Origin of the sequence: Thermomonospora curvata DSM 43183 (assembly GCF_000024385.1) — a bacterium.
GTDB classification, from domain to species: domain Bacteria; phylum Actinomycetota; class Actinomycetes; order Streptosporangiales; family Streptosporangiaceae; genus Thermomonospora; species Thermomonospora curvata.
The window spans coordinates 917,621-941,204 of sequence record NC_013510.1 but is presented as its reverse complement, the minus strand read 5'-3'; the positions used below and the strand labels follow the sequence as shown (position 1 = coordinate 941,204).

At 73.8% G+C, this 23,584-nt stretch carries 19 protein-coding genes and 1 pseudogene; 7 read left to right on the top strand and 13 right to left on the bottom strand.

Annotated elements, in window-relative coordinates:
- Positions 1-7: 7 nt before the first annotated feature.
- The 4 genes from TCUR_RS04125 to pdxH all read right to left on the bottom strand — a co-directional run bounded on the left by TCUR_RS04125 (position 8) and on the right by pdxH (position 5,414).
- Positions 8-2,272 (bottom strand): SpoIIE family protein phosphatase, encoded by a 2,265-nt coding sequence (locus TCUR_RS04125; RefSeq protein ID WP_012851212.1) that lies wholly within the window; start codon positions 2,270-2,272, stop codon positions 8-10.
- A 166-nt stretch (positions 2,273-2,438) separates the two neighbouring features.
- Positions 2,439-3,137: an iron-dependent transcriptional repressor DtxR gene (locus TCUR_RS04120; protein ID WP_012851211.1), complete on the bottom strand. Its 699-nt coding sequence runs from the start codon at positions 3,135-3,137 to the stop codon at positions 2,439-2,441.
- A gap of 193 nt (positions 3,138-3,330) precedes the next feature.
- Positions 3,331-4,662: an MFS transporter gene (locus TCUR_RS04115; protein WP_012851210.1), complete on the bottom strand. Its 1,332-nt coding sequence runs from the start codon at positions 4,660-4,662 to the stop codon at positions 3,331-3,333.
- Complete coding sequence (gene pdxH, locus TCUR_RS04110) at positions 4,659-5,414, bottom strand: pyridoxamine 5'-phosphate oxidase (RefSeq protein ID WP_052305408.1); 756 nt, start codon at positions 5,412-5,414, stop codon at positions 4,659-4,661. The genes TCUR_RS04115 and pdxH overlap by 4 nt, the downstream gene beginning before the upstream one ends.
- Positions 5,415-5,504: 90 nt before the next feature.
- Between pdxH and TCUR_RS04105 the strand changes: the two are divergent.
- The 3 genes and pseudogenes from TCUR_RS04105 to serC all read left to right on the top strand — a co-directional run bounded on the left by TCUR_RS04105 (position 5,505) and on the right by serC (position 8,387).
- Positions 5,505-6,618: pseudogene (locus tag TCUR_RS04105) on the top strand (citrate synthase 2).
- Between the two features lie 194 nt (positions 6,619-6,812).
- Positions 6,813-7,211: a hypothetical protein gene (locus TCUR_RS04100; RefSeq protein ID WP_148232922.1), complete on the top strand. Its 399-nt coding sequence runs from the start codon at positions 6,813-6,815 to the stop codon at positions 7,209-7,211.
- Positions 7,212-7,274: 63 nt separating this feature from the next.
- Positions 7,275-8,387, top strand: coding sequence for a phosphoserine transaminase (gene serC, locus TCUR_RS04095; RefSeq protein WP_012851206.1), 1,113 nt, complete (start codon positions 7,275-7,277; stop codon positions 8,385-8,387).
- A gap of 119 nt (positions 8,388-8,506) precedes the next feature.
- Here serC and TCUR_RS24645 read toward each other — a convergent pair whose 3' ends face one another.
- A complete protein-coding gene (locus TCUR_RS24645; RefSeq protein ID WP_052305407.1) occupies positions 8,507-9,424 on the bottom strand; it encodes a hypothetical protein in 918 nt (305 codons plus the stop codon).
- A 414-nt stretch (positions 9,425-9,838) separates the two neighbouring features.
- Between TCUR_RS24645 and TCUR_RS04080 the strand changes: the two genes are divergently transcribed.
- The 3 genes from TCUR_RS04080 to TCUR_RS25400 all read left to right on the top strand — a co-directional run bounded on the left by TCUR_RS04080 (position 9,839) and on the right by TCUR_RS25400 (position 13,263).
- The gene (locus TCUR_RS04080; protein WP_012851204.1) at positions 9,839-10,831 is read left to right on the top strand and encodes an esterase-like activity of phytase family protein; all 993 of its coding nucleotides are present in this window, start codon (positions 9,839-9,841) and stop codon (positions 10,829-10,831) included.
- Between the two features lie 74 nt (positions 10,832-10,905).
- Positions 10,906-12,885: a hypothetical protein gene (locus TCUR_RS04075; RefSeq protein ID WP_012851203.1), complete on the top strand. Its 1,980-nt coding sequence runs from the start codon at positions 10,906-10,908 to the stop codon at positions 12,883-12,885.
- A 66-nt stretch (positions 12,886-12,951) separates the two neighbouring features.
- Complete coding sequence (locus TCUR_RS25400; RefSeq protein ID WP_012851202.1) at positions 12,952-13,263, top strand: type II toxin-antitoxin system Phd/YefM family antitoxin; 312 nt, start codon at positions 12,952-12,954, stop codon at positions 13,261-13,263.
- 257 nt (positions 13,264-13,520) lie between these two features.
- On the opposite strand, the gene TCUR_RS04065 is transcribed toward TCUR_RS25400, so the two are convergent.
- From TCUR_RS04065 to TCUR_RS04040, 6 genes are all read right to left on the bottom strand, one after another.
- Positions 13,521-14,012 carry a pyridoxamine 5'-phosphate oxidase family protein gene (locus TCUR_RS04065; RefSeq protein WP_012851201.1) on the bottom strand — a complete coding sequence of 164 codons (492 nt, stop codon included), beginning with the start codon at positions 14,010-14,012 and terminating at the stop codon, positions 13,521-13,523.
- A 98-nt stretch (positions 14,013-14,110) separates the two neighbouring features.
- Positions 14,111-14,674 (bottom strand): RNA 2',3'-cyclic phosphodiesterase, encoded by a 564-nt coding sequence (gene thpR, locus TCUR_RS04060; protein ID WP_012851200.1) that lies wholly within the window; start codon positions 14,672-14,674, stop codon positions 14,111-14,113.
- Between the two features lie 22 nt (positions 14,675-14,696).
- Positions 14,697-16,334 (bottom strand): TerD family protein, encoded by a 1,638-nt coding sequence (locus tag TCUR_RS04055; RefSeq protein WP_012851199.1) that lies wholly within the window; start codon positions 16,332-16,334, stop codon positions 14,697-14,699.
- Positions 16,335-16,339: 5 nt separating this feature from the next.
- Positions 16,340-16,909: a TerD family protein gene (locus TCUR_RS04050; protein WP_012851198.1), complete on the bottom strand. Its 570-nt coding sequence runs from the start codon at positions 16,907-16,909 to the stop codon at positions 16,340-16,342.
- 349 nt (positions 16,910-17,258) lie between these two features.
- Positions 17,259-18,515 carry an MFS transporter gene (locus TCUR_RS04045; RefSeq protein WP_012851197.1) on the bottom strand — a complete coding sequence of 419 codons (1,257 nt, stop codon included), beginning with the start codon at positions 18,513-18,515 and terminating at the stop codon, positions 17,259-17,261.
- A 77-nt stretch (positions 18,516-18,592) separates the two neighbouring features.
- The gene (locus tag TCUR_RS04040; RefSeq protein WP_012851196.1) at positions 18,593-19,081 is read right to left on the bottom strand and encodes a MarR family winged helix-turn-helix transcriptional regulator; all 489 of its coding nucleotides are present in this window, start codon (positions 19,079-19,081) and stop codon (positions 18,593-18,595) included.
- A gap of 170 nt (positions 19,082-19,251) precedes the next feature.
- On the opposite strand from TCUR_RS04040, the gene TCUR_RS04035 reads away from it, so the two are divergent.
- Positions 19,252-19,587, top strand: a complete 336-nt coding sequence (locus TCUR_RS04035; RefSeq protein WP_012851195.1) for a DUF2530 domain-containing protein — start codon at positions 19,252-19,254, stop codon at positions 19,585-19,587.
- Between the two features lie 10 nt (positions 19,588-19,597).
- Here the strand turns inward: TCUR_RS04035 and TCUR_RS04030 are convergent, their stop codons facing one another.
- Entirely contained in the window at positions 19,598-22,702 is a 3,105-nt protein-coding gene (locus TCUR_RS04030; RefSeq protein ID WP_012851194.1) for a sacsin N-terminal ATP-binding-like domain-containing protein, read from the bottom strand.
- Positions 22,699-23,469, bottom strand: coding sequence for a DUF3027 domain-containing protein (locus TCUR_RS04025; protein ID WP_012851193.1), 771 nt, complete (start codon positions 23,467-23,469; stop codon positions 22,699-22,701). The genes TCUR_RS04030 and TCUR_RS04025 overlap by 4 nt, the downstream gene beginning before the upstream one ends.
- Between the last annotated feature and the right edge of the window lie 115 nt (positions 23,470-23,584).

Sequence of the window (23,584 nt, the reverse complement as noted above, 5' to 3'; positions counted from 1 at the left end):
TTTCCGGTCAGGCCCCCACCGGGCCTCCGGGCTCCAAAGGCAGCTCGAACCAGACGGCCTTGCCGTCGGCGGTCGGCCGGGCGCCCCACCGGGTGGCCAGCTGATCCACCAGGTACAGGCCGCGGCCGCCCTCGTCGGTCTCCCCGGCGCTGCGGATGCGCGGCAGCCGCAGGTCGGAGTCGAAGACCTCCACCCACAGCGAACGGGCGCCGCGGCGCAGCCGCAACCGGAACTCCTTGGTCGCCGGCTCCCGGCGGCCCAGCTCCACGCCCAGGTCCCACAGCTCCTCTTCCAGCGACGGCAGCGCATCGCTCCCCGAGCCCAACCCGCCCACCTGGGGCATCACCGGCTCCCGGCGCGGCGCCGGGGCGCTGGCGGCGTGCAGCACCACGTTGGTGACCACCTCGGAGACCAGCAGGCAGGCCAGCTCGGCCTGCTCGGGGTCCACGCCCCAGGCGGCGAAGGTGTCGGCGGCCATGCGCCGCGCCTCGGAGACCATGATCGGCTCGGCCGCGAAGACGCGCTGCTCGACCGCCAGCTCCTCATCGGAGGTGCGGATCACCACGATCGCCACATCGTCGTCGATGTCGCCCGGCACCGCCTCATAGGCGGCGTTGGCGATCGTCTCCACATCCTCGTGGGCGACCGCGGCCACCGCCTCGCGCAGCATCCGGCGGGACTCCTCACGGCTGTAGTACGTCCCGTCCTCGCGGGGCCGCCGGTCGATCAGGCCGTCGGTGTAGAGCACCAGCGTGGAGCCGGGCTTGAGCTCGCAGCTCTCCTCGTTGAACAGGATCTCCCCGCCCACCCCGGAGCCGCGCACCCCGAGCATGGCGCCCTTGCTGTCGAACTCCAGCTCACCGACCTTGCCGTCTTGGATCAGCAGCGGCGGATCGTGCCCGGCGTTGGCGAACGACAGCACCCGCGACCAGGCGTCGTAGACGAAGTAGGTGCACGACACCAGCGTCGGACGCGGCTGCTCCTCGCCGGGCCGGGGCCGCCGGGACTTGCTCATCGCCCGGGTCCACTCATCCAGCTTGCGCAGGATCTCCGCGGGCGGCTTGTCGTCTTGGGCGAAGGCCCGCAGCGCGGCGCGCAGCTGCCCCATGACCGCGGCCGAGCGGGCGCCCCGGCCCTCCACGTCCCCGATCACCAGGCCCACCCGGCCCGCCGACAGCGGGATCACGTCGTACCAGTCGCCGCCGACCTGGGTCTGGATGCCGTGCCCGTGGGATTCCAGCGGCCGGGCCGGCTCATAGCGCCAGGCGATCTGCAGCCCGTCCAGCCGGGGCGGGATGTCGCCGGGCAGCAGATCCTTTTGGAAGGCCAGCGCGGTCTCGCGCTCGGCCTCGAACAGCATCGCGTTGTCGACCGCCAGCGCCACCCGGCCGGCGATGGCGCCGACCAGGTCGCGGTCGAAGCCGTCGTAGTGCGGGTCGGGCCGGTTCCCCAGGCCCGACAACGCCAGGCTCATCACGCCCAGCAGCTCGCCGCGGGCCAGCAGCGGGGCGGCGATCACCGAGGTGACGCCCACCTCCCGGCTGAGGTTCATGCTGGCGGTGCTGGGGGCGGAGAACCGGTGCTGCATCAGGTCCTCCACCAGCACCGCCTCCCGGCGGGCCATGGCCTTGCTGCAGAAGTGGTCGGGAGGGTAGGACACCGGCTCGCCGACCTGGGCCCAGGTGCCCGGCGGCGGGGTCCAGCCCCCGGTGTGGCGGGAGACGCGGCGGATCAGCCGGTCGCCGCTGAACAGGTCGATGAAGCAGTGGTCGGCGAACTGCGGGACCAGCGTGTCGGCCATCTGCCGCAGCGTGGTGGCCAGCTCCAGCGACCCGGCCAGCCGCTCGCCGATGCGCTCCAGCAGCCCGAAGCGCTCCCGGTCGCGCTGGTTGCTGCGGAAGGCCTCGCGGGCGAAGATGACGGTCCCGTCCACCGAGCCGGAGGGATGGCGCAGCGGGACGGCCTGAGCGCGGGTGTAGAAGGTGGTCCCATCAGCCCGGATGTTGCAGAAGGTGCCCTCCCACACACCGCCCTTGAGAACGTGCCGGGCCAGCTCGGTGGCCTGGTCGCGGTCCTCCTCGGCGATGCCCAGATCCAGCACCGACCGCCCGATGGACTCCTCGCCCCGGAAGCCGAACAGCCGCTGGGCGTACTCGTTGCTGTAGATGATGTTGCTGAAGCGGTCGCAGACGATGACCGCCATCTCCATCTGGTCGAGGACGGTCTGCGGCGGCAGTTGCGCCTCGAAGGAGGACTCACCCCACCGCTTCATCGGACCTCTGCTTCCCCGGTTACAGCAGCGAGCACGACCTGCCCCCTCATGGACGCCGTACACGCCTCCTTGGTATTGAACGACAAAAACACGTTCCGGATACGCGGGTACAGCTTCTCACTGAGGAGATCTTCGGTACAGGGCGGGGAGGTCACCGGCAAGATATTCAGCGCTTGGTGACGAACACGTGCTCGGCCAGGCGGCGCGGCAGCTCGGCGGTGCCGTCCGGCTCGCCCTCACAGCTCACCCGAACGCCGTCCGGACTGCTCTCCAGCATCACCTCGCGTCCCGGTTGGATGCCCAGCCGCTTGAGGATGAGCATCAGGTCGCTGTCGTTTTGCACCTGCTCGCTGATCCGCCGGACCACCGCGGGGGTGCCCTCCGGGGTGGCGACCTCGGTCATCACGTTCAGCGGGCCGGTCTCCTCGCCCTCCTCGGTGACGCCGAGCTCCTCCAGACCGGGGATGGGGTTGCCGTGCGGGCAGTGGGTGGGGTACCCCAGCAGCACCACCAGGCGCCGCTCGACCTGCTCGCTCATCACGTGCTCCCAGCGGCACGCCTCGATGTGGACGTCCTCCCAGGGCAGCCCGATGATGTTCACCAGCAGGCACTCGGCGAGCCGGTGCTTGCGCATCACCCGGGTGGCCAGTCCCCGGCCGGACGGGGTGAGCTCAAGGTGCCGGTCTCCCTCGACCCGCAGCAGGCCGTCGCGCTCCATCCGGGCGACCGTCTGGCTCACCGTCGGGCCGCTTTGGGACAGGCGCTCGGCGATCCGCGCGCGCAGGGGAACGATCCCCTCCTCTTCGAGCTCGAACACCGTACGGAGATACATCTCCGTCGTGTCGATCAGGCCATGTGAGGTCAAGGCTCCCTCCGCTCTTGAAGCTCCAAGTCTACTTCGTCGGGGCCCGGCACAGGCGTGCGTTGACGTGACCGTGCGCATTCCCGAAGTAACGAATGCCGCACGGGATAACGACAACGCATGATGAGCCTCGGACCTTCCCATGACGGTGGCCCCCACCCGCGCGCCACGACGGCGGGCGGCCCGGCCCGCCGGATCACTCGTCCGTCTTGGGCTCCGGAACGTCCTGGGGCTTTGGCAGGTGCTCGGGCACCGGCCCCTGGCGGCGGGTGTCGTAGCGCAGGAAGGCCGGCACGCACAGCGACACAACCACCACCAAGACCGCGCAGGCCAGGCCCCCGCCCACCCAGGAGGCGGTGGCCCCGGTGACCGCCGCGGTGGCCCCGGCGCGCAGGTCGCCGAGGCGGGGCCCGCCGGCGACCACGACGACGAAGACGCCCTGCATGCGCCCGCGCATCTCGTCGGGGGCGTAGGTCTGCAGGATCGTCTGCCGGAACACCGCCGACACCAGGTCGGCGGCCCCGCCGACGGCCAGCAGCACCACCGCCAGCCACAGGCTGTGGGCCAGCCCGGCGGCGGCCACCGCCAGGCCCCACACCGCGATCGAGACCACCAGCGCCACGCCCTGGCGGTGGACGCGCTCCATCCACCCCGACAGCAGCCCGCCCAGCACCGCGCCGATGGAGATGGCGCCGAACAGCCAGCCCACCGCCTCCTCGCCGCCGAAGCGGGTCTCGGCCAGCTCGGGGAACAGCGCCCGGGGCATGGCGATGCTCATCGCGATGATGTCCACCACGAACGACATCAGCAGCACCGGCTGGGTGGCCAGGTACCGCAGGCCCTCGGCCACCGAGCGCAGGCCGGGGCTGCCGGTGCGCTCGCCCAGCGGCGGGATGGGCGGCAGCCGCAGCGCCGCATACAGCACGGCGGTGAACAGCACCGCGTCCAGGGCGTAGGCGACGGCGTAGTCCCAGCGGGCCAGCACGAACCCGGCCAGCAGCGGCCCGGCCATCATCCCCACCTGGCTGGCGGTGAAGTTGAGGGTGTTGGCGGCGGGCACCAGCCGTTTCTCCAGCAGGCGGGGGATGATCGCGCCGCGGGTGGGCGAGGCCACCGCGAATCCGGAGGCCTGCACCGCCACCAGGGCCATGATCAGCGCCAGGCTGTCCAGCTCCAGCAGCGCCTGCACCAGCAGCAGCAGGGTGGAGACCCACATCACGCAGGAGGCCAGGAACAGCAGCCTGCGCCGGTCCATGTGGTCGGCCACGGCGCCGCCCCACAGGCCGAAGGCGATCAGCGGCACCAGGTTGACCAGGCCGAGCACCCCCACCCACAGCGAGGCGCGGGTCATGTCGTAGACCTGCACCGGCACCGCCACGGCGGTCACCTGAAAGCCCAGGAAGGACACGCTCTGGCCGAGCCACAGCCGGCGGAAGGCCGGATGCGCCAGCGGCCGGGTGTCGATCGTCAGCCGCCGCCGGGAGGATGCGGCCGTCTCGGAGGGTTTGGAGTGCTGTTCCGTTGTCACGGGCACAGTCTCTCGATGACCCACTCGCGCGCTTCGGCGGTCCCCTCCGCATCGCCGGCCCCAAGGGGCGGCACGCGGCGGTAGCGGATGCGGTCGTGCATGCGGTTGGGCCGGCCCTGCCAGAACTCGATCTCCTGGGGGACCACCAGGTAGCCGCCCCAGAAGGGCGGCACCGGCACCTTTGGGGCGCCCGGCACCTCATCGGGGTCCGGCCAGCGCGCGGCCAGCTCGGCGTACCGGGCGTCCAGTTCCTCCCGCGAGCCGATCACCGAGGACTGGCGGCTGGCCCAGGCGCCGATCTGCGAGCCGTGGGGCCGGCTGCGGAAGTAGGCGGCCGACTCCTCCTCCGGCAGCCGCCGCACCGGCCCGCAGATCCGGACCTGGCGGTGGATGGCGTGCCAGGGGAACACCAGTGCGGCCACCGGGTTGGCCGCCAGCTCCCGCCCCTTTCGCGAAGTGTGGTTGGTGAAGAACCTGAATCCATCGGTTCCGTACCCTTTGAGGAGAACGGTCCGCGCGCTGGGCACCCCCTCGGGCGAGGCGGTGGCCAGCACCATCGCGTTGGGTTCGGGCAGTCCGGACGCCAGCGCGTCGGTGAACCAGGCGGCGAACAGGTCGACCGGGTCGCGGGGAAGGTCGTCCGGGAAGGAGGAGCGCACCGTCCCGTCGCTTTCGTACGCGCTGCGGAGCCGGGCCGGATCAGGGTGTTGTCGCACAGTGCCTGAGCCTCTCACCTGGGCGGAATGCGTCATGTGGGGACCTGGGTACTAAGCGGTAACAGCGACAGGGTTCAATGAACCTTCACCGCCTTATCACTCTTGGGGACGAAAGGCAGGACGAACATGTCCGACTTCAAACCCGGTCTTGAGGGGGTCGTGGCCTTCGAGACCGAGATCGCCGAACCGGACAAGGAGGGCGGCGCCCTGCGGTACCGGGGCGTCGACATCGAAGATCTCGTCGGCCGCGTCTCCTTCGGCGACGCCTGGGGCCTGCTGGTGGACAACAGCTTCGACCCGGGCCTGGCTCCGGCCGAGCCGCACGTCCTGCCGCACCGCTCCGGCGACGTCCGCGTGGACGTGCAGGGCGCGCTGCCGGCCCTGGCCACCGCCTACGGGATGCGTCCGCTGCTGGACATCAGCGACGAGGAGGCCCGTGCCGACCTGGCCCGAGTATCGGCGCTGGTGCTGTCGTTCGCGGCCCAGTCGGCCCGCGGCGCCGGCCTGCCCATGGTCCCACAGCGCCGCATCGACGAGGGACGCAACATCACCGAGCGTTTCATGATCCAGTGGCGCGGTGAGCCCGACCCCCGCCACGTCAAGGCCATCGACGCCTACTGGGTCTCGGCCGCCGAGCACGGCATGAACGCCTCCACCTTCACCGCCCGCGTCATCGCCTCCACCGGCGCCGACGTGGCGGCCAGCTTCGCCGGAGCGATCGGCGCCATGTCCGGTCCGCTGCACGGCGGCGCCCCCGCCCGGGTGCTGCCGATGATCCAGAAGGTGGAGCAGATCGGGGACGCCCGCAAGGTCGTCACCGACATCCTGGACGCCGGGGAGCGCCTGATGGGCTTCGGCCACCGGGTCTACCGGGCCGAGGACCCGCGCGCCCGGGTGCTCCGCCGCACCGCCAAGGAGCTGGGTGCCCCCCGCTACGAGGCGGCCAAGGCGTTGGAGGACGCAGCCCTGTCGATCCTGCGCGAGCGCCGTCCCGACCGCGCCATCGAGACCAACGTCGAGTTCTGGGCCGCGGTGATCTTGGACTTCGCCGAGGTTCCTCCCGCGATGATGCCCGCCATGTTCACCTGCGCCCGCACCGCCGGGTGGGCGGCGCACGTCCTGGAGCAAAAGCGCACCGGCCGCCTGGTCCGCCCCAGCGCCCGGTACGTTGGGGCCCGGCCCGCGTCCCATCACCGAGGTCGCCGGTGCCGACGCCGCTCTCAAGCGCAACGCCGAGTGACCTTCGGCCCAGCCCAGTGAGCTTCGGCTCATAGGAGCCCGCCGGAGCGCGCTCCGGCGGGCCGCTTCTTTCTCCACGTGTTTTTTATCACGTGATCCAGGCCACGGAGACGATTTCGGCCAGGTTGCCCCTCCCGTCCGGCCGGTCCCAAAGGACCTCACGGCCATCGGGCCGGGTTTGTCATCATGGGGCGTGTGACGCACTCCCGCCCCCACGACGCCGACGGCCTCGCCGCCCCCGGTGAACGCGCCGGGAGCCGGGAGCCGGCCCCGCGCTCCGCCGGCGACTTCGACGAGCTAGAGGAGTTCGACGAGCCGGAGGCAGCGCGCCCCCAGGCGGTGCTGGAGGAGCTGCGGCGGCAGGAGGCCGAACGCCGGGCCAGGCGGCGCCGCCGGGACGCGGTCTCGCGCAAGGTGGTCGGCTGGATCGTGGCGGCGGCGCTGGCGCTGCTGCTGCACGACTCGGTCCGGGCGCTGCGGCGGGCGGTCTCCGCCGGCGACCCGTGGGGCGAGCACGCCGCGGTGGCCGTCGCGGCGGCGCTCGGGCTGCTCTGGCTGCTGGCGGTGGGAATCCGCGCGCTGCGCCGCAGATGAGAGGTTCATCTCAGGATCTGGACGGCTGCGAGTTCGATCTCCCAGCTCATCTAAGGTGTTCACGTGACTGAAATCGTCATCCCCGCAGACCTCAAGCCAGCCGACGGCCGTTTCGGATGCGGCCCGTCCAAGGTCCGTCCCGAGCAGTTGCGCGCGCTCGCCGAGTCGGGTGCCGCCTACCTGGGCACCTCGCACCGGCAGGCGCCGGTCAAGTCGCTGGTGCGCCGGGTCCGCGAGGGACTGGCGGAGCTGTTCTCCCTGCCGGAGGGCTACCGGGTGCTGCTCAGCAACGGCGGCACCACCGCCTTCTGGGACGCCGCCGCCTTCGGGTTGATCCGCCGCAAGTCCCAGCACCTGACCTTCGGGGAGTTCTCCAGCAAGTTCGCCAAGGTCGCCAAGGCGGCCCCGTGGCTGGAGGAGCCGTCGCTGATCTCCGCCGAGCCCGGCTCCCACCCGCTGCCGCGGGCCGAGGACGGCGTGGACGTCTACGCGCTGACCCACAACGAGACCTCCACCGGCGTGGCGATGCCCATTCAGCGGGTGGGCGGGGAGGACTCGCTGGTGCTGGTGGACGCCACCTCCGGGGCCGGCGGCCTGCCGGTGGACATCACCCAGGCCGACGTCTACTACTTCGCGCCGCAAAAGTGCTTCGCCTCCGACGGCGGGCTGTGGGTGGCGCTGGTCTCCCCGGCCGCGCTGGAGCGGATCGAGCAGATCGCCTCCTCCGACCGCTACATCCCGGAGTTCTTCAACCTCAAGACGGTCATCGACAACTCCGCCAAGGACCAGACCTACAACACGCCCGCGGTGGCCACGCTGCTGCTGTTCGCCGAGCAGATCGAGTGGATGAACGCCCAGGGCGGCCTGGCCTGGACCACCGCGCGCACCGCCGACTCGGCGCAGCGGCTGTACACGTGGGCGGAGAAGTCCTCTTACGCCACCCCGTTCGTGGCCGACCCGGCGCAGCGCTCCCAGGTGGTGGGCACCATCGACTTCGTCGACTCCGTGGACGCCGCCGCGGTGGCCAAGACGCTGCGGGCCAACGGCATCGTCGACACCGAGCCCTACCGCAAGCTGGGCCGCAACCAGCTGCGCATCGGCATGTTCCCGGCCGTCGACCCGGCCGACGTCGAGGCGCTGACCGCCTGCATCGATTACGTGGTCGAGCGCCTGTAGGCGTCCTCAAGGCGCGCAAGACGCCCGGGTGAACCTGAGGGCCGCAGGGGCCGCATCCTGCGGCCCTCAGGCGTCCGTGGGGGCGGCCCGTCCGGTACCGCCCCCGGTCTACGGGGAGGTCATCTCAGGGCGGGAAAGCCTCCGGTGCCGCTTTTGCGCACGGCGTGCCGCAGCTCGGCGCGGTCCCGGTCGCGGTCGGCCGCGGTGAACCCCTCCCAGACCCCCTCCTCCAGGTCGCAGGGCCGCGCGGTGGGCACGAACTCGGCGCGGGCGCTGATGTGCGGGACGGGGGTGCACGAGATCTCCAGGTAGGTGCCCTCGCGCAGCATGACCGCGGAGGCGAACTCCACGCTGGTGCACCGCCGCACCTCGCGGAACCAGCGGGGGTTGGAGGCCCAGTACATGTTCTGCTCGGTGTCGATCGCCACCACCAGCGGGCTCAGCGCGGCGCGGGCCAGGTGCACCCGGTCGGGACGGGCCCGGTCCACCCACGCCAGCGCGGCCCGGCCGACCAGCGCCTGCAGCACCTCGACGACCGCGGCCACCTCCCGCCGGCCGACCAGCGCCTGCAAGATCGCCTCACTGTCGCTGCCGCCCCGTCCCCGCGGCAGGGCGAAGCGCTCGCGCAGCGCGGCGGCCTCGACGTCCCCGTTGTGGGCGCCCACGATCCCCGCGCCGGGGCCGGGCACCGCCAGCGGGCCGGCGTCGGCCAGCCGCTCCCGCCCGCCCTGGGTGGCCCGGCGGGTGTGGCCGATCGCCACGGGGGCGCAGTCCAGCAGCGGCAGCAGCAGGTCCGGGCGCCACACCCGGCTGAACCGGCCCCGTCCCTTGACGATCCGGCAGCCGTCGACGCTGATGTCACCGGCCTCCAGGGGCACGGGGGCGTCGCGGGTCACCGGCCGCCCGGTGAACAACGCCACTCCGGCGGAGTCGTCGCCCCGTTCCTCGGCCAGCATGCCGAGCACCACGAAGGCGTCGGAGGCCTTTTCAGGGTGCGCCGCGGCAGGGGAGCGCAGCAGCCCGAACAGTCCGCACATGCCAGTTGAGACGCCGCCGCGGCGCCCGCGGTTCATCGGAGGCGCCGATCCCCGGGGCGCGGCACCATCGGAGGGCAAATAGGCTTGCAAAAGTGAACCGTTCGCCCCGATGGCTGCTGCCGACCGTCCTGACCGTGCTGGTCCTCATCGTGATCATCGGTTCGCTGATCGGCTGACCCGCCCGGCCGGGCCGCCCGCCGCCTTTTCGTTCCCTTCCCGGCATGTCACCTCCTGGCGGGCCGGGACGGAGCCGACGGGGCGATGCGGTCCCCGGCCTCCGGACGCCGCGCTCCCGGGGAGGCGTGCCGGCCAGGGTCATCCGGCCTTGCGGCGGCGCCGGGCTCGTCCCCGCGGAGGATGCCCTCCCGCCGGCGATCGGCGATGATCGATGCCGAGGGAAACGGGAGGACGAGTTTGCGCATACGGGCCGCGGCGATTCCGCTCGCCTGCCTGCTGGCGTGCGCCTGGGCCGGAGCGGCCGAGGGAAGTGCCCGGGACGAGGAGGCCACCCGCCTGCTGACGATCCGCGACCCGCGGATCTCCGAATCCAGCGGGCTGGCGGCCAGCAGACGGCATCCGGGGGTGCTCTACACCCACAACGACTCCGGCGGCGCCCCCCAGATCTTCGCGATCGGCCCCGACGGGCGGACGCTGGCCACGCTCACGCTGGCGGGCGCCGGTGCCCGCGACTGGGAGGGCATGGCGATCGGGAAGGACGAGCAGGGCCGGCCGGCGCTGTTCGTCGCCGACATCGGCGACAACCACGGCGGGATCTGGCCGCACGTCACCGTCTACCGCATCCCCGAGCCGTCCGAGCTGCGCAGCCAGACGCTGCGGGCGACCGCGTTCCGCTTCCGGTACGCCGACGGGCCGCGCAACGCCGAGACCTTCATGATCAACCCGCGGACCAACCGGATCTACATCGCCAGCAAGCAGCTCTCCGGCGGGCTGTATGAGGCTCCGGCCCGGCTGCGCACCGACGGCTACAACATCCTGCGCAAGGTCGGCAGGGCGCCGCTGCTGGCCACCGACGGGGCGTTCGCGCCCGACGGGCGGTCACTGGTGATCCGCACCTACTCGTCCGCCCGTATCTACTCCTTCGATGAGAACGCCGAGGAGAAGATCAAACCGCTGCGCAGCATCCGGCTGCCGCGCCAGGAGCAGGGCGAGTCGATCACCTACACGCCCGACGGGCGGGCGCTGCTGGCCGGTTCGGAGGGCGTCGCCCAGCCGATATGGCGGGTGCCGCTGCCCGAGCGGGTCCGGCCCGACCCCACCCCCGCCCCCACCGAGTCCGGGCGGCGGGAGTCGCAGCGGCGGGAGCCGGACGACCGCAACGTGGGCGTGGTCCTGGCGGTCGGGATCGCGCTGGCGGTCGGCTACGGCATCCTGCGCCGGCGGTCCTGACCGGCGGGCCAGTGAGGTATTCGACCACCGAGTCAGCGGCGGGAGCGGCGTCACACATGTCAGGATCGGGGACTGTGCAACCAGAGCTCGTCGGCCAGTCCTGGACGGGGGCCGCGGGACGGCGGCGCCCGGTCGGCGGCGTGCCGTTCACACTGGCGGCCTTGGTGGTGGCGCTGCTGCCGATCCGCCCCGCCTGGCTGTGGGCGGCCCTGATCGCCGTCGCCGTGGCGATGCCCTGGCTGATCGGCGTGCTGCGGCCGCGCCGCCCCCACCCCTATTGGCGGCTGTCGGCGGACGGCCTGCAGCAGATCGGCCCGGACGGGCGGGTCATCACCGGGTATGCGCGCGAGCGCATCGAGGAGCTGGCGCTCACCGCCGAGGACGGCTACCTGACGGTCTTCCACAAGTTCGGCCGCGCCCCGGTGGGTGAGCTGTCGTGGATGGGCTTTGAGCCGCTGGCGTTCTATGTGACCGCGCGGCGGCTGGGGCTGCCGATGCGGGTGCTGGACGGCGACGTCGGGCGGCTGTCGGACGGCGGGCTGGCGCCTCCGGGACGGCCGGTGCCCGACCACACCGCCGAGGCGCGGCTGCTGGCGCAGGAGGCCGAGCTGCTGGCCGCCGCGCACGAGCCCCGCCCGCTGCCGGCCGAACGCCGCGAGCCGGCCCGGCTGAGCGCCCCGGCCGAAAACCCCGGGCGGCTGCGCGTCTTGGCGCTGGGGGCGCTGGTCGCCCTGCTCGGCGCGCTGATGGTGGCCCGGATGGCGGTGCAGTTCCCCGACCTCGTCCCGCTGCTGTCGCGGATGGCGGCCGCCGGGTGGGTGCTGGTCGGCCAGGCGGCCCTGCACGCGGTGCACCGCAGGCTGCTGCGCGAACGGCCGGTCCGCTGGACGATCACCACCGGGCGGCTGGTGGTGCGCCGCGGGCGCGGCCGGCGGCGCCGGTCCCGGGAGCTGCGGGTGCACGCCGGGGACACCGCCGCGCTGGTGGTCGGCCCCGGCGTGCGGGTGGACCCGATCAGCGGCCGGCCCGGCCCCTGCCGGCTGTCGGTGCTGGCCTTCGACCACCGGATGGGGCTGCTGGCCCGGCTGCCAGCCGATGGGCTGGATGAGTTCCAGCTGGTCCACGAGCTGCACGAACACGGCTGGCGGGTGATCACGCCGGGGGCGAACACCCCCCGCCCCTCCGTCTACGGGCTGGACGGGCTGCCGGAGGTCTTCGCCCAGGTGCCCGGGGGCCGGCTGGTGGTCACCGACGACGGGCTGGGCTGGGCGGATGCGGCCGGGGACGTGGTGCTGCGGATGCCGGCCGACCGCATCGGCGGGATCGAGCTGCTGACCATCGACGGGCGGGCCTGGCTGCGGCTGCACGGCTCCGACGGCGAGGAGTTCTTCGCCGCCCCGCTGGCGGTGCTCCGGATCTCCCGCACCGATCTGCGCGAGCAGGCCCGCAAAGCCGGCCTGCCGGTCTCCGACGCCGAGTACGACGCCTACCTGTCGGCCGCCTTTCACAGCGCCGTGGCGGCCCTGTCCGCCCCGTCCGAGCCGGAGGCCGACGCGGCGCCCCCGCCCGAGGACGGCCCGGTGGTGACGGTGGACGCCACCCGGCGCTCCCGGATCAGCACCTGCCTGGCGAGCATGGTGATGTGCGAGGCCGCCGCGGTGCTGGGCGCCCTGTGGCTGGGCGACGCCCTGGGCGGCGCCCGGCAGACCCTGCTGTGGGCGGTCCCCGCCGGGCTGCTGACCGGCCTGGTCGGCTACTGGCTGTATGACCGCAACCGCGACCAGCTGCACATCTCCCCCGCCGGCATCGCCGTGGTCAGCCGGCGCGGCAAGGTCGCCTGGAACCTGGCCCGCGGCACCGTGGGCGGCGTCGGCATCGACGACTCCACCGACCAGGCCCCCCGCCTGGTGGTCTGGAGTCCCGCCGGCCGCGTCCTGCGCCGCCTCTCCTTCCCGCCCGACCTGGCCGAGCTGCGCCGCGCCTGCGAACGCTACGGCCTGCCCTGGGGTCCCCCGGACGCCGACCGCCGGGCCCTGCCGCCCCCGGAGCTGTGACCGCCCCGTCACTACGGATCTCACAAATTGTGTACACAATGTGCACAATTGAGATAGGGGCTGCCCATGGAGTCCGTTCCACTCCGCGAAGCGCGCAACCACCTTGGCAAAATCTGCTTGGCCGCCTCCCATGCCGGTGTCGTCACCCGGATCACCCGCCATGGCGGTGATCCCGTTGTGGTCATGCCGTACAGCGCCTACGAAGAGCGGCAACGGCTGCGCCGCGCCGAGATCGAGCGGCGGATGCGTGAAGCCTCCGAGCACCTTGCCCGCGGTGAAATGCCACCCGGTGCCGAACGGGTCACTCGCGCGGACCTGCTGGCCGAACTCGCCGACGAGGAGGGCGCCTCCGAGACGGATGGGCAGGAGCGTGCCTGACCATCTGGTGTACGCCTATGGCACTCGGCGAGAGGCCGCCCGGTTTCCCGGCGGAGATTCACCGGGCCGCGCGCTTGGCGGGCCGAGACAGAAGCCGGGCGGTCTTCGAGGCCATGGCTTGCAGGGCACGGCACTGTCTCAACCGCGCCGTCCCCACATGTGACCTGTGGGAACGGCGTGTTGAAAAGGCTCGGTGGGGCGATGCCCAGGACCGGTACGGCGGCCCAAGGCGACGGGACACGCGGGGTTTGCTCGCGTCACTTGCGTTCGAAGCGGCGCAGGCCCTCGGCGGGGCGCCAGAGGTCGATCTCCAGGTGGTCGCCGTTGACGCGGGTGAGGACGACCTCGGTGATGTCGGCCTTGAAGAAGTGGGCGCCGCCGAAGTCGGATGCGTTCAGGCCCCGCTCCCGGAAGTAGGCGCGCAGTTCGCCGGGGTCGGTGACCTCGATGGCGCGGCCGGAGAACTTGGCGTCGCCGGGCCAGGAGGACGGGTCGTCCTCATTGGGGACGACCGAGGCGCTGTGCAGCGCGAATCTGGGGTCGCGTTGCAGGTCGCGGGCCTTGCGGGCGCCGGGCATGGAGCCGAACCACAGCTGGCCGCAGGCGAAGTCGGCCTCGATACCGCTGATGCGCGGCGCGCCGTCGCTGCGCAGCGTGGCGATGGTCTTGTGCTTGTGGGCGTCCATCAGTTCGCGCACCCGCCGGGCGAACTCGGGCGCCGATTCGGTGACCTCCTGCCAGGTGGCCATGTCATCCTCCCCCGGGCTGCGATGCCGACAGATCCACCAGCCTGGCAGGAGGGGGTGACAAAAGCGGCCCGCAGGCGGCGGCCGTGCGGCGTCCGGCTTCAGCGCAGGGGCCAGTCGCGGATGGTCTCATAGCGGAGGCCGGGCCGGCCCTTGCCCGGCAGGTGGCTGCGGACCAGGTGGACGGTGTCGGCCGTCCAGGTCGTCCCGGCATAGGCCGACAGCCCTTCGATCAGCGGGCGCATGTCGGTGGGGCGGCGGCTGCGGGCCAAGGTCAGGTGGGGGCGGAAGGCCCTGTGCTCGCCCACCGCGATCCCGGCGCGGCGTCCGGCGGCGTTCACCGAGGCGGCCAGCCGGGCCAGCACGCCGCGGTCGCCGTACACGCCCGTCCACAGGACGCGGGCGTGGGCGCCGCCGCCGGGGAACGCCCCGGCCCCGGCGAAGGACAGCTCGATCCTGGGGTGGCGGCCGGCGGCGCGCTCCAGGCGGGGCAGCAGGCGTTCCAGGGCGCGCTCGTCGATCTCCCCCAGGAAGGCCAGCGTGATGTGCATCTTGTCGCGGGCGACCCACTTCAGGTCCGGCCAGTCCGCCCGGTAGGGCACCAGCAGCCGGTCGAGCTCGTCCAGGACGGCCGACGGCGGGATCAGTGCCACGAACAGTCTCATGGGCGGATCTCCTGCCGGGTCGTCAGCCGTATGAGGCGATCGCCCGGGCGTGCGCGCCGAGCACGTGGGCGAACAGGCTGGGCGGGCGGGTGCCGTCCCCGGCGTCGGGCAGCACGTCCGGGGTCAGCGTCCAGTCGGCGCCCACCCACGAGTCGGCGATGGCGCCCTCCGCCGACGGCAGGTTGTTGCAGCTTTGGCGGACGCGCAGCGCCCGCACCGATTCGGCGGCGGGGGTGTCGGTCTCCACCAGCAGCACCGGCACGCCCACCAGGGGGCCGTCCTCGACCAGGCGCATCAGGCGGTGGGCGTCCTCGCCGTCCAGGGCGGCACCGGCGTCCATGACCACCACCAGCCGCACCGGGGGGCCGGGGGCCAGCCCAGGGGGCAGTTCGGCGTCGCCGCCGATCCCGCGCAGGTCGACCAGGTCCAGCAGGCGGCGCAGCCGCTCGCCGGCGGCCGGGCCGGTGGCCACCCCGCCGCCGAGCAGGGTCTGCACGGTGAGCGGGTCGAAGCCGCTCAGCCAGGACGCCCCCGACAGCCCGGAGGCGTCGATGACCTCCAGGCCCACCAGGCCGGGCGGGACCGCGGCCAGGAAACGGGTGATCAGCGACCAGGCGTAGGCGGCCGAGTCGCCGGGCAGCGCGCCGCGGGAGATCCACACCCCGCGCCGCCAGGGCATCCGCAGCACCAGCGGGATGCGCAGGCCGGGCAGCTCGGCGGCGGTCAGCGTGCCGAGCAGGATGCCCTCGGCGACGTCCGACCGGGGCTGCCAGGTCAGCCAGGTCGCCGCGGCGAAGCTCGCGACCTCGGCGCCGACGTGGGGTTCGACCCCGGCCAGCTCCCCGGCCAGCTGGGCGGCGTCGGCGCTCAGCCGGTCGGCCGCGGCGGCCATCAGCTCCTGATGGCGCCCGGCGGGCGCCCGTCCGGCGAGCTCGTCGTCGCGCAGCCGCAGGGCGTGCTCGGTGGCCGCCCGGTAGGCGGCCAGGGAGCGGCTGGCGTCCTCCCACACCAGCCAGCATCGTTCGACGTACCCCACCTCCGAGCGGGAGGGCCCCGCCGCCGGCTGCGGGCCGGGCTCGGCGGGGGGCGCCGGCTCGGCGGGCCGGGGAGGCGGGACGCCCATGGCCGGCTCGGGCGGCGGGGCGGCGGCCGGCTGGTCCTCGCCGGGGTCGTCGACCTCGATGCCGTGGGCGGTCAGCAGCTCGGCCAGGCCGCCGGTGTACCCCTGCCCGAGCGCCCGCACCTTCCAGCCGGTGCCGTGCCGGTACACCTCCAGGCCCAAGATGGCCCGCTCGGGGCCCAGGTCCGTGACGGTGAAGCCCGCCAGCGGGGTGCCGTCGGCGGCGGTGAGCTGCAGCCGCGGCGGCGGCACCGCGCCGAAGGAGGTCCGGCCGGTCAGGCTCACCACGATGACGACCGCCTGCGCGTCGGCCGGCACCGCCTCCAGGTCCAGCTCGATGCGCTGCCCGCCGCCGACCTGCGACCAGCGCACTCCGGCGCCCTCGGGGGCGTTGTAGAACACCAGGTCGGCGTCGGAGCGCGCCTGCAGGTCGGCGTCCACGGTCAGGGCGCTGACGTCGACCGGCACCGCGCAGGAGACGGTGGCGGTGACCCGGCGGGCGGGCAGGGGTGCGTTGGCCCCGCGCGGCAGTTCCGTCATGCGTCTTAAGCGTGGGCGGCGATGGCCGGGAGCATGTCCTGGAAGGTGCGGCCCTGGGCGGGCTCGCCGATGGCGTTCATCTTCCAGCCGCCCCCGTGCCGGTACAGCTTGGCCATCACCATGCCGGTGTGGGCGCCGCCGCCGGTGAGGGTGTAGCGGGCCAGCTCGGCGCCGGTGGTCTCGTCCACCAGCCGGCAGAAGGCGTTCTCCACCTCGTTGAAGGTCTGCCCGTTGAAGGAGCTGACGGTGAACACCAGCGAGGTCACGTGCACCGGCACCCTGGTCAGGTCCACGATCACCGACTCGTCGTCGCCGTCGCCGACGCCGGTGAGGTTGTCACCGGTGTGCCGCACCGACCCGTCGCTGCTGGTGAGCTTGCCGAAGTAGACCACGTCCGCCAGCTGGCCGTCGGCGAACAGCAGGCAGGAGGCGTCCAGGTCGATCTCCCGTTCGCGGGAGCCGAAGAAGCCCCGCTTTTTGACCGCGTCCCAGCCCAGGCCCATCCGGACCATGCTCAGTGTGCCCCCGGGCTTCTCCAGTGAGATCCGCTGGCCCTTCACCATCGAGACGGTCACGCCCGTCGCCTCCTCGCTTCTTGCTCCGCCGTCCGGTCCCACCCTCGCGGTCCCGACCGGCGCCCCGGACGGGGAGGGCAGTCCAAGCCTGTCAGCCTGCGCCGGTCGCTGTCACCCGGATTCGTCATCCGGATTTCGCCATCCGGATTCACCGTCCCGAACCGGTCGTCTCCGCTCGCCCGGACGCCGCGCCGCATGGGACCACCGCGGGCGGGCCGTGCTCGCGCGGAAGCCGAACGGCTCGGCCGCGTCTATTCCAGTCAACGGCAGGTCTGGGCTTTCGGTTCCCCTTCGAGCGAGGCACCGCCCGGCCGGATGCGGCCACCGGGCGGGGACCGGCGCCCGGGTTTCAGGCCGTGCTCCTGCGGAGGTTCCTCCACAGGGAGCGCTCGAGGCCGGCTTTGACCTCGTCCCGGAGCCTGCCGCGCGGGACGGCCAGGACGGTCACCGCCAGGGCGGCCAGGAGCGCCACGACGCCGCCGGCGACGATGCCCATGCGCGGGCCGAAGTGCTCGGCCAGCCACCCGATCAGCGGGGCGCCCAGCGGGTTGGTGCCCAGGAAGACGAACATGTACAGGCCCATCACCCGGCCGCGCATCTCCGGCGCCACGTTCAGCTGCATGGTGGCGTTGGCGGTGGTGGTGACCGTCATCAGGGCCAGGCCGGTGGGCACCAGCAGGATCAGGAACGACCAGTAGGTCGGCATCAGCCCGGTGGCGATCTCCAGCAGCCCGAACAGCAGCGCCGCCGACAGCAGCAGCCGCATCCGGGGCCGGGTGCGGCGGGCGGCCAGCAGCGCGCCGGTGACCGAGCCGACCGCCAGCATCGTCGAGGCCAGCCCGAAGGAGGAGGCGCCGACGCCGAACACCTCGCGGGTGACCAGGGCCATGGTGACCTGGAAGTTCATGCCGAAGGTGGCCACGAACCCGATCAGCACCAGCACCAGCAGCAGGTCCCGGCGCCCGCGCACATAGCGCAGGCCCTCGCGCAGCTGGCCCTTGGCGCGCGGCACCTGCTCGGCCGGGTGCAGCTCGGCGGTGCGCATCGCCAGCAGCCCGAAGATCACCGCCCCGAAGGACAGGGCGTTGAGCAAGAACACCGGGCCGGTGCCGATCCAGGCGATCAGCACCCCGGCCGCCGCGGGGCCCACCACGCGGGCGCCGTTGAAGGTGGCGCTGTTGAGGGCGATCGCGTTGGGCAGGTCCCGCCGTCCCACCATCTCGATCACGAACGACTGGCGGGCCGGGTTGTCGATCACGGTGGCCATGCCCAGCCCGAAGGCCAGCGCGTACACGTGCCACACCTGGGCGGTGCCGGTGAGCGCCAGCACCCCCAGCACCAGCGCCAGCAGGCCCATGGCGGCCTGGGTGGCCAGCAGGATGCGCCGCTTGGGGTAGCGGTCGGCCAGCACCCCGCCCCACAGCCCGAACAGCAGCAGCGGCAAGAACTGCAGGCCGGTGGTGATGCCCAGGGCGGTGCCGCTGCCGTGGGTGAGTTCCAGCACCAGCCAGTCCTGGGCGACCCGCTGCATCCAGGTGCCGGTGTTGGAGACGACCTGGCCGGAGGCGAACAGCCGGTAGTTGCGGACGCGCAGCGAGCGGAACATCCCGCCCCGCTCCCCGTCCTGTTCCGGTTCGTCCGGTTCAGGGGGGATCTTCTGGCGGGTGCGCCCGGCCGGGGGCGTCAGGACTTGCTGAGCCGGTCCAGGATCGGCGCCGCCTGGCGCAGGATCTCCCGCTCTCGGGGGGTCAGTTCGCTCAGGCGCCGCGACAGCCAGGCCTCCTTGCGGCGGCGTTCCTCCCGCAGCAGGTCCACTCCCCGCTGGGTCACGCGCAGCACCACCTGGCGGCCGTCGGTCGGGTGCGGGCTGCGTTCCACCAGCCCCTGCTCCTCCAGGGCGGCGATCACCCGGGTCATGGAAGGGGGCTGCACCTTCTCGTGGTCGGCGAGCTCGCGCGGGGTCATGGCCCGGTGCCGCTCCAGCGCCGCCAGCGCGGCGTGCTGGGAGATCGTGAGCCGGGGCTGCCGGGGCGAGCCGTGCGGGCCGGTCCCTTCGGTGGCGCTCACCGAGCGCAGTCTTCGCGACAGGCGCGCGATGGAGATGCGCAGCTCCTCGGCCAGTCCGGGAGGCGGCTCGACGGGCTGTGGGTCCTGGTGCGTGTTCATGTTCATTAGCAGAAGTCATTACCTCGGCTAACGACTATGGGCGGCCGGCTATTCCGCCCGCGCGCCGGCCGGGAATGTGACTTCGGCTTCCCTCCCCGCTCACCCGTGGTCTGCTGGGACGCAAACCATGCTCCCACTCGGGAAACGACCACCGCGCATCTCGTAGCCTGAGCTTCATGACACGTCCACGGCGTCCGGATCCCCCTCCGCTGCGGACCGACGACCGGCTGGTGGCGGCGGTGGGCACCGTGGCCTGGGCGATCGCCCTGGTGGTGCTGCTGATCGTGGACTTGCCGGAGGACGCCCGCTGGTGGCTTTGGGTGTGCGTGGTCGGCGTCGCCACGGGGATCTTCGGCTACTGGTACCTGCCCCGCCTGCACCGCGCCCGCGCCGCCGCCCTCGAACGCCGCGCACTCAGGGAGGGCCAGGGCCGGGCCGTGCCCGCCGCCCCTCCCGAGGCCACCGAGGCGTCCCGGACCGCCGCCCACCGGGCGCCCGAGGACCGGGCCTGAGCGTCCCCAGTCAGGGCTCCAGGTCCCGTTCGGCCAGGACGACGGGGAGGGCCGCGGGGTCGCGCAGCACCGCCTCCAGCAGCAGGCGGTCCCGCCAGCGTCCGGCGGCCCAGGCCAGTGCGCGGGCCAGCCCGGCGGGACCGGAGGCGTGCACGATGCCGGTGTCCTCCTCATACCACCACGGCACCGGACGGCCGGAGACGACCAGCGGGTCGTGGGCCAGGTACTCCTCGGGAAGGTCCGCCTCCCCCCAGATCTCCCAGACCTCCGGCGGGACCTTGCGCGGCGTGCCCGCCGACTCCACCGCGGCGGGCATCTCCTCACTGGCCAGGGCCAGCTCCAGCGCCTCGGCCAGCGCCACCGCCCGGTCGTAAGGGGCGATCACCAGGGGCTGGTCGGCGACCAGCGGGAGCAGCGCGGGGGTGTCCACGACCATGGCGTCCTCGGCCGGCACGACCTCCGGCACGCCCGCCACCAAGGCCCGGACCCGCTCGGGCGGCTCGGCGAGCGGGGCGTCCCCTCGGGCCGCCCACTCCGCCAGCGCCGCCCACAGCCGGCGCAGCAGGGGGCGAGGCACCGCGCGGGCCGGGTCGGCCAGCCGGTCCAGCAGGTCGGCGGCGCCGCCGGGCTCGGCCAGCAGCTCCTCCAGCGAGCCCCGCACGCCCAGCGCCCGCGCCAGCCGCGGGTCCAGCCCGGCGGGCGCCGGATCGTACAGCCCGGCCAGCTCGCCGGCCTCGCGGGCGCGCAGCTCGCCGGGGCGCCGCCCGCCCAGGACCGGCCGCCCCCGCAGCCACCAGGCCGTGTAGGAGGGCACCGCCACCCGGCGTCCGTCGCCGAGCACCACATGCGCGGGATCGACCACGGCCGCCCGCAGCGGGGGCTCGGCCAGCAGCCGCAGCGCCGCCGGCCAGTCCTCCACCAGTTCCAGGTCGCGGACGGCCACCAGTTCCGGCAGCTGCGGCGGCAGCTCCTGCGGGCCGAGCAGGTCCAGCACGTAGCGGGCCCACTCCTCCTCGCCGTCCAGCTCCAGCAGCGGTTCGTCGGCCAGGGCCGCCACATCGACGTCCTCGGCGCGGGCCACGGCGAAGCCGCGCAGCACCCCGGCCGCCTCCAAGGTCTGCTCCCCCCAGCGTTCGACCAGGTCGGGGGCGACGGTGCCGAACGGGGCGTCGGCGGCCATGATCTGGTGCAGCGGGCTGCCGGGCAGCAGCAGCTCCCCGGCCGGGTAGAACTCCCCGTCCGCGCCGGTCAGCGTCAGCTCCGCCAGCCAGGGCTCCTCCCCCGCCCGCAGCCCGGCCGCCGCCACCAGCCCCAAGACGGCCTCGGCGATCGGCTCGGGGTCGTCGGCGTCGAAGGAGCCGGCCACCGCCGCCCGCACCGCCGGCTCGGCGAGCACCCGGCGCGGCCCGGCCTCCACCGCTCCCAGCCGCACCAGCAGCGGGTGGACGGCCTCGGGGTGGACGAACCGCAGCCCCAGCACCTGCAGCGGCTCGGGGTCCAGGTCGGCGGAGGCGATCAGCAGGCCGCGGGGGCCGCGCACCGTGCGGCCGTCGGCCAGCGGCACCGGCAGCGCCCCCAGCGCGTCGGCGTCGCAGCGCGCCGCGGCCAGCTCCGCATACAGCCGCCGCCACCAGGCCGGTTCCCGCTCCAGGCCGGCCAGCAGGTCGACCACGTCGGCCAGGGGCAGGTGCCGCACGCCCAGCGTCTGCAGCGCCGGATGCCCGGCGGGCCAGCCGGCCGGCAGCAGGCCGGGCAGCACCTCGGCGAGCAGGTCCAGCAGCCCGGCGGTGCCGTCCACGGCCACCACGTCCCGGCCGCGGGCGCGCACCGGCTCTTCCGCCTCGCCGGCGGGGCCGGGCGCGGCCACGGGCAGCAGCGGGGCCTGCGGCAGCCGCTTTGCGATCTCCCGGCGCAGCCGCGCGTCCAGCTCCCCGGCCGGCAGCCCGCCGGGGACCAGCGACAGCAGGCGGGGGGTGGCGGGCAGCTCGCGCAGCAGCCGGACATAGGCCGCAGCGGCCTGTTCGATCAGGAAGTCGGTCAGCGGCCCGGAGGCCACGTGCCGCCGGTCGGGGGCCAGCGGGAATGTGGCGATCAGCAGCGCGGGAACGCTCAGCCGCTCGTCGCTGGGGGTTGGTGCGTGCAGCACCTGGGGCACGTCCTCGGGCAGCCGCGGCGACCCCGCCCCCCGGTGGGGGCCGAGGAGGTCCAGGGCCGGGGCGCCCGCCCCCTGCTGCGGCTCCGCCGGGTCGGGGACGGCCCAGCGGACCTGCCAGAAGGGCCGGGCGCGTTCCTCGGTGGGCCGGTCGGCCAGCAGGGCGGCATCGAGCGTCCCCTCCGCCAGGACCGTCCGCCACCGCACGCCGTCGATGTCCACGGTGCCGTCCGGCCGGTGCTCGGCGGTGATCGTCCGAGTGGCCCCCTCCAGGTCGATCTCCACCGCCCGCAGGCTGGGCAGCGCCAGCATCAGCGCCGGCCCCACCTCTTCCAGCTGCCGTCGCACCAGGGCCTCGGCCGCGGCGTCGCGCAGCGGCAGGCGCACCACGGTGTCGAAGCCGGCCTCGGGCTCGGGCAGGCGGGCCGGGAACGGCAGCCGCAGCAGCGGCACATGGCCGCCGCGGCGGTCCAGTTCGCCGGCCAGCGCCGGGACGCCCGCCACCAGTTCCCGGGTGCGCCGCGCCGACCAGGCCACCGCGGGCCCGCCGGCGGCGGGGCCGATGCACGGCTCGTCGCTGACCGCGGCCACGGCGGCGAACCCCACGCCGAACCGTCCCACCGCGCCGGGCTCGTCCCGTTTGGCCGAGGCCCGCAGCGTCGACAGCGCCTCGATCCCGGCGGCATCCAGCGGCGCCCCGGTGTTGGCGGCCGTCAGCACGCCTCCCGACAGGCGCAGCCGCAGCCGGCCGCCGACGCCGGCGCGCAGCGCGGCGTCGGCGGCGTTCTGCGCCAGCTCGACGATCACCCGGTCGCGGTAGCCGCCGAGGGCGTGGTCCTCCTCGGCGTTGGCGTCCTCCCGGAAGCGGGCCGGGGAGGACTCCCAGGCCTGCAGCACCCGCCGCCGGATCTCCGCCGTGCCGTAGGGATCATCGGCGGGGCCGGGGGCCGGCGCGCCGTTCAACGGCGCTCGGCGGCCCCTTCGCCGGCCGCCTCATCGCCCGCCTGCTCGTCCGTCTCCTCGGTCAGCGCGGACACCGGCATCAGGTCATAACCCATCTCGTCGACGATCGGCGGCGGCGCCTCGGAGGCGGGCGGCACCACCACCGCCTCCGAGTGGGCTCCGCAGCCGTGGTCGGCGGAGACCACCCGGCCGTCGTCGGGGGCGTACTCGTTGGCGCACACCCCGAACATCTGCCGCAGCTCCCCCGACAGCGGCACGTAGAACCCGCAGGTGGAGCACTGGGCGGGGGCGGAGGCGGCGATCGGGGTGCGCGGCCCGGCCGTCCCCTCATACCAGCGGGCGGCGGCCTGGGCGCGTCCCTCGGCCGACAGCACCCGGACCCGTCCCAGCCCCAGCTCCCACTGCACCTGCCGTTCGGCCTCATCGGAGGTCTCGGTGTAGCCGGGGGCCAGTCGGGGGTCGTCGGCGGGGGTGGGCAGCAGGTCGCCGGGGCCCAGGTCGCCGGGGCGCAGCCGTTCGATCCACGGCACCCACGGCGGCGGCATCAGCGCCCCCTCGCCGGGGACCAGCACGCACTCGTTGACCGTCACCACCTTGGCGCGGGCCGCGCGGACCACGGTGACCGCCCACCGCCATCCCTTGTAGGCGGGGTCCAGGCAGGCGAAGTAGTGGGTGAGCACTCGGTCGCCCTCGGCCTGCATCCCCAGGTGCTCGCCCACGGGAGTGGGGTGGGCGGTCTCCTCGGCGGCCCGGCGGGCGAGATCCACCGCCTCCGCGCACGCAGGGTCGACGGCGGGGGTACGGGTCCGGCGCGAACGCGTCGCACCGGTCGAGGTCGATCTGGGTTGACGCAGAGGGCTCACCCCTCGATTCTCTCCCATC